Genomic DNA, 6000 nt, shown 5'->3' with positions numbered 1-6000 from the left:
CAGCGAATTCCATCAGGGACAGAGGCAGTAGCCTCGATCACAGTCCGGATCTATGGCTGCAATCTCAACCTAACTCACCGTCATCGATTGAAGGCTTGGCAAACCGGGGCGACCATCTATGAACACCACTCCCACCACAGAGACCGTCTGCCAGACAAATCCCTCGTACAGCCAGAGATTGAGGCCGTTGAAGATTGTGGCGCTGGCGAAAATCACTGCCGACATGCCACTCGGGATAGAGAGGGTGACGTGATAGAAGTGATAGAAACAGAGGAAGTTGGTGGAAAAGGGCAAGGCGCCGAGCAGGGCTGCGTAGCGCTGACCCGCCCAGGGTAGGCGCGCAAAACGGCCGCTGACGGTGAGCAGGGCAAACAGCGCCAGCGCCGCCAGCAGGCAGCGATAGAGCACGGACACCTCGATGGGAATAGGGCCGATCCCCTGGCCAGCATCGCCATCTTGTGCGGATTCTCCTCCCAGGCCCACTTTGGCAACCGTTTTCGCGAGGCATTTGGCCTCACGCCGGGCCAGTGGTGCGCACAATTGTCATCTTATCGTCACAGATAACGCTGAGACTCTGGGTAAAACTGGTGTACTATTGACCGCTTACCCATTGAAAGGAATGCCCATTGAATTATCGCAAACGTCAGATCCGTACCCGCCACCTTTGGTTCAGCCACTGGAATGCCCCCCAAGATCGCACCTGTGTTCCCACCCCTCCCGAACCCGTAGTGCCTCACAGTTCCCGCTGAAAATCGACACGACCCGATAGGATTTTTCCGGCAACTTTGCCACTATTGCGCCATCAGGATGGACTGGATATGGCCGCATGTTTCTGGAACGCATTGAAGTCAAAGGTTTTCGCGGGATAAATCGCCTCTCGCTCGGGCTGGATAACACCACGGTTCTCATCGGTGAGAACGCTTGGGGCAAGTCCAGCCTGCTGCGCGCCCTCTGGTGCTTGCTGGGGCAGGATGCCGAACCCTATCAGTTCGAGGCCGACGATTTTCACCAACCGGAAGATCCCGAACTCGCCCCCGCCCGCAATCTGCAGCTGGTGCTTACCTTCAGTGAGCACAGACCCCAGATGTGCCTGCACTCCCATCGTCTGGCCCGACTGGGTGCCTCCTGGGTCAAGCACAAAGACAAATTCCATCGCATCCATTATCGCGCCAGCGCCGAGCTGGAGGCTGACGGATCCGTGACCACCACCCATGACTTTCTCGACGGCATCGGCAAGAGCCTGCCCATCGACAATGCCCATGAACTGGTCTGCCTGCTGATCACCATGAACCCGGTGTTCCGGCTGCGGGATGCCCGCACTGCCCGCAGTGGGGTGGAGGTGCTGAAGTGGAACGACCTGTCGCAGAACCGGCTGAGTCAGTTGGCCAACAAGCTGATCGACGAGCCTCAGCGCATCGGCGAGCCCGAGCTCAAAGAAGCGTTGCAGGCGGTGCGCCAGCTGATGGATCACTACTTCAATGCCCTTGCCCCCATCAAGAACAAGCCCCGCAGTCAGCGGGACATCGTCAATCGCCCCATGACGTTGCGCAACCCCGGCAATCTGCAGGCGTTGCTGCGCAATGCCGACAATCGGGCGCTGCAGCTGGCGATGGCGGGCATGGCGGCCACCCTGCTCAACGCCCGTGGCAACCGCGAGCTGGAGCAGGGCGCGCGCCCCATCATGATCCTGGAAGATCCCGAAAGTCGCCTGCACCCCACCATGCTGGCCCTGGCCTGGGGCCTGCTGGAGCAGCTGCCTGGCCAGAAATTGCTCACCACCAACTCGGGCGACTTGCTCTCCTCCCTGCCTCTGAATCAGGTGCGCCGGCTGGTGCGTCGCCAGCAGGATATCGTCTGCCATCAGCTCGGTGGCGAACATTACAGCAGCGATGATCTGCGCAAGATTGCCTTTCACGTGCGCATCAACCGCCCCATGTCGATGTTTGCCCGCTGCTGGCTGCTGGTGGAGGGGGAGACAGAGATCTGGCTGCTCTCCGAGCTGGCCCAGATCTGCGGTTACAGTCTGCGGGCGGAAGGGGTGCGCATCATAGAGTTCGCCCAATGCGGCCAGTCGCCGCTCATCAAGGTGGCGCGCGACTTTGGCATAGAGTGGCACCTGCTCACCGATGGCGACGAAGCGGGGCTCAAATACGCCACCTCGGCCAGGGCACTGCTCAAGGGAGAGCGGGAGCGGGATCGGTTGACCCAGCTGCCGGCGGCGGACATAGAACATTACCTCTATCACAACGGTTTCGAGGCGGTGTTCAGGCGCGAGGCCGGCGTCGGCGGCCGCTCGACCCTCAATGCCGGGCGCATCATCAACAAGGCCATTCACCACCGCAGCAAACCGGGCATGGCGCTGGCGGTGGTGGAGGAGGCAGAGCGACTCGGTGGCGAGCACATCCCGCCGGTGATCCGCCAGATGTTTGCCAAGGTGGTGGCGCTGGCGCGCGGTCAGGGCTGATCCGCTCGTCTGTCCCGGCAGTCTGACAAGGCGCCGCCACCAAATCCCTGGCCAGCTCTGTTGCAGGGATTGGGGATGGGCGTGGGTTTGGGTATACTCGCCCCCTTCCCGGGCGCCCCACAGGCGCATCCTGAATCCTTGTTGCTGGAGGCGTCATGTTCGTCCAACTCCCTTTTTGGCTCTTTCCCCTGACCGGTCTGATGGCGCTGGGGGCACTCATCGCCCTTGGCATAGTGCTGTGGCGCGGTGACCTCTGCCCGGGCCAGCGCTCGCGGATCACGGCTCAGCTCTTCTCCATCTGGGTGATCACCGGCCTCTCCCTGATGCTGGCGGTGGAGGCCCGGATGGCGAGCTGGTTGATCTGGAGTGGTGGTGCTGCCCTGATCCTGGGGATAGTGCTGTCGCTGGCCCAATCCCGGCTGGAGGGCAAGCGTGCCATCCCGTCCACCCTGCTCTGGTTGCCTGCCATGCCGCTGCTGGTCTATGGCGTTGGCTTGCTGCAAATACAGGGCTGGCTGAGCGGCCTGCTGCAGATGATTGTGTTGGGGGCGGCCTTTGCGCACCTGATGCTGCTGCGGGCGCGTCACCGCTTGCAGGCCTTCAACTTGCTGCTGCCCTTGGCCGGGCTGGTGGCTGCCATTCTGAGCCTGCTCTGGCTGGCGGTGTTGGTGGGATGGCAGGGCAGTGGTGCTGAGCTGGATGCCTTGATCCCCGGTGTGCTGACCCAGACCATCTTGTTGATTGCGGCCCTGCTGCTCTGGTTCAGCCCCATCTATCTACAGCGGGAGACGGCGCCCGTGGTGGTCTCCACCGCCCTGTGCGGCCTCATCATAGCCCAGATAGCGGCGACCAGCGTGCTGCACCAGCTGGCCTGAGCCGTCGCCGCATGAATGAAAAAAGCCCCCCTGAGTCTGTCAGGGGGGCTTTTTGTTGGCTGTAACCCGGGCTTAGTAGAAGTCGTCGGCCCCGCAGATAAAGAGGCAGCTGCTGCGCGGTTGGGCCAGGTATTCCCGGGTCAGCCCCTCCAGCGGCATACCGAAAGTACAGATGTCATTGGGTGAGGGCAGGGCGGTATCCAGGATCCGGCGCCAGTAGCCACCCACCCCCTTGGGCGGGCTTGGCAGGTTAAAGGTGAGTGGCTCCCAGTAGGCGTTAAACAGCACATAGAGCGCCAGCTTGGCTTCGCTGGAGAGCGCCGACATGGCGATGGCGTGGGAGTGGGGGCTGAAGTCTGGCTGGGCGGCATTGACCCCGTGCCAGCAGATCTCACTGTGACGCAGGATCTCGGTCAGCGACAGCGGCATGCTCTCCTGCTCGGGTCGTTGGAACAGGTGCTTGCGATACTGGATCAGCTCCTTCATGAAGCGGAACATCTCCTGTCCCATGACGCTGGGCTGCCAGTTCATCCAGCAGGTTTCGTTGTCCTGGCAGTAGCCGTTGTTGTTGCCGTGCTGGGTACGCAGCACCTCGTCTCCCATCAGCAGCATGGGGGAGCCTACCGACAGCAGGGTCGCCACCATCATGTTCTTGGCCTGACGCACCCGCAGGGCATTGATCTGGGGATCCTCGGTCGGCCCCTCCTGGCCATGGTTCCAGCTGAAGTTGTGATCGCAGCCGTCCCGGTTCTCTTCACCGTTGGCCTCGTTGTGCTTGTGGTCATGGCTGGCCCAGTCCCACAGGGTGAAGCCATCATGGCAGGTGACGAAGTTGATGCTCTTCTCCGGATCGGCGTGGTGATAGTGGTAGATGTCCGGGCTGCCGCACAGTCGCTCCACTAAGGTGGCGATGGCGTTGTCATCCCCGCGCAGGAAGTGGCGCACATCGTCCCTGAACTGGCCGTTCCACTCACGCCAGCGGGCGCCAGCCAGGCTGCCCACCTGATAGAGTCCCCCGGCATCCCAGGCCTCGGCGATGAGCTTGATATCGGCGATGCGGGGATCCGTGTCTATGGTGCGCAGGGTCGGCGCATTGGCTTGGGGCATGCCGGACTCATCTCGCGACAAGATGGCGGCCAGATCGAATCGAAAGCCGTCCACGTGCATCTCCTGACGCCAGAAGTGGAGGCTGTCCATGATCATGCGCAGCACCACCGGATGGGCGCCGTTGAACGTGTTGCCGCAGCCCGAATAGTTGGTGTCCTGCTGATTGCTGTCGAGGATGTAGTAGACCTCGTTGTCTATGCCGCGAAACGAGAAGGTGGGGCCATCGCCCCACCCTCGGCCGTGTGGTTGTAAACCACGTCTAGTATCACCTCGATATTGGCCCTGTGCAGCGCCTTGACCATGTCACGAAACTCGGTGAGCGGATCAGGGCCGCTGGCATATTGGGCGTGGGGGGCAAAAAACGACATCGGGCTGTAACCCCAGTAGTTGGAGAGCCCCTTGGGGGCATCCTGGGGATCGAACTGGAACACCGGCAGCAGCTCGACGGCGGTGATGCCGAGGGATTGCAGGTAGGGGATCTTGTCGATGAGGCCAAGATAGGTGCCGCGCAGCGCAGGGGCCACGCCGGAGCTCGGCGACTTGGTAAATCCCCCCAGATGCAGTTCGTAGATCACCGAACGGGAGAGGGAGTGAGCGGGTAGCTTGTCACCCTCCCAGTCGTAGTCACGGGTATCCACCACCCGGTTCTTGGCACATTCCGCCAGGTTGCTGCCGGGGCGGGCCGCAGCCCTGCGGTCGTAAGTCGGTCCCAGCTCAATGCTGCGACCATAGGGGTCCAGCAGCACCTTGTCCGCATCGAAGCGGGTGCCGTAGTAGGGACGCCACGGACCCTGAATGCGATAGGCGTAACGTTGACCCAGTGGTATGCCTTCTATATGGATGTGCCAGTAGTAAGCGGTACGGTTGAGACGGGGTGACAAAGGGATCACCTCTGGGGTGGTATCGTCGGCACTGGCGAACAGCAGCAGTTCGACCCGACTGGCCAGGCGGGCCCAGATAGCAAAATTGACGCCGTCGTGCTCGGGTGTGGCTCCCAATTGACGGCAATGACCGGCGGATATACGCATGATAAACCTACCCAAAAGGAGGAGTCACAATCCAATTCAGTGTAGTGCGCCATGCTGGCCCCAAACCTGCTTGTCTGAAATAACAGCGCTCTGTTGCAAAATCCTTCAATTTGTGCTGCTTTAACCTACGAATGAAGTTTTTTTAGGATATTTACTTGCAATCTGAGCGCTGGCGCCTATTATTGGCGACCTCAGACGCGGGGTGGAGCAGCTCGGTAGCTCGTCGGGCTCATAACCCGAAGGTCGTCGGTTCAAATCCGGCCCCCGCAACCATCTGAATATCTGAGTCAACAACGCCGATTAACGCATTGAAGATAAAGAGAATTCGAACTGGCTACTGCTCAGCCAAGTCGGAAAAATACGGACGCGGGGTGGAGCAGCTCGGTAGCTCGTCGGGCTCATAACCCGAAGGTCGTCAGTTCAAATCTGGCCCCCGCAACCAACTATTTGTGCTCATGGCGAGGCTGATGCCAAGCGGTGAACGTAAAGACAGCAAACTACTTCTGCTCGGTAGTGCGCGGTGATA

General features: G+C 60.9%; 2 protein-coding genes, 2 tRNA genes and 3 pseudogenes. 5 read left to right on the top strand and 2 right to left on the bottom strand.

The features are described from left to right. Positions 1-159: 159 nt before the first annotated feature. Positions 160-483, bottom strand: a pseudogene (locus GWQ22_RS15460) (hypothetical protein); the annotation flags it as partial. Between GWQ22_RS15460 and GWQ22_RS15455 the strand changes: the two are divergent. The 3 genes and pseudogenes from GWQ22_RS15455 to GWQ22_RS15445 all read left to right on the top strand — a co-directional run. Next, positions 430-564: pseudogene (locus GWQ22_RS15455) on the top strand (AraC family transcriptional regulator); the annotation flags it as partial. The pseudogenes GWQ22_RS15460 and GWQ22_RS15455 sit on opposite strands and share 54 nt — an antisense overlap. A 262-nt stretch (positions 565-826) precedes the next feature. Next, positions 827-2464 carry an ATP-dependent endonuclease gene (locus tag GWQ22_RS15450; RefSeq protein ID WP_042034831.1) on the top strand — a complete coding sequence of 546 codons (1638 nt, stop codon included), beginning with the start codon at positions 827-829 and terminating at the stop codon, positions 2462-2464. 155 nt (positions 2465-2619) lie between these two features. Then, a complete protein-coding gene (locus tag GWQ22_RS15445; protein WP_275930850.1) occupies positions 2620-3339 on the top strand; it encodes a hypothetical protein in 720 nt (239 codons plus the stop codon). Positions 3340-3411: 72 nt separating this feature from the next. On the opposite strand, the pseudogene glgX reads toward GWQ22_RS15445, so the two are convergent. Beyond that, positions 3412-5474 (bottom strand): annotated as a pseudogene (glgX, locus tag GWQ22_RS15440) (glycogen debranching protein GlgX). Between the two features lie 196 nt (positions 5475-5670). On the opposite strand from glgX, the gene GWQ22_RS15435 reads away from it, so the two are divergent. Next, positions 5671-5747: transfer RNA gene (locus tag GWQ22_RS15435), tRNA-Met, on the top strand. Between the two features lie 92 nt (positions 5748-5839). Continuing rightward, positions 5840-5916 (top strand) — tRNA-Met (locus tag GWQ22_RS15430). Positions 5917-6000 lie beyond the last annotated feature (84 nt).

This window comes from Aeromonas sp. 1HA1 (assembly GCF_029237385.1).
Lineage (GTDB): Bacteria > Pseudomonadota > Gammaproteobacteria > Enterobacterales > Aeromonadaceae > Aeromonas > Aeromonas popoffii.
The sequence above is the reverse complement of the archived record's forward strand: the minus strand, read 5'-3'. Positions and strand labels throughout refer to the sequence as shown.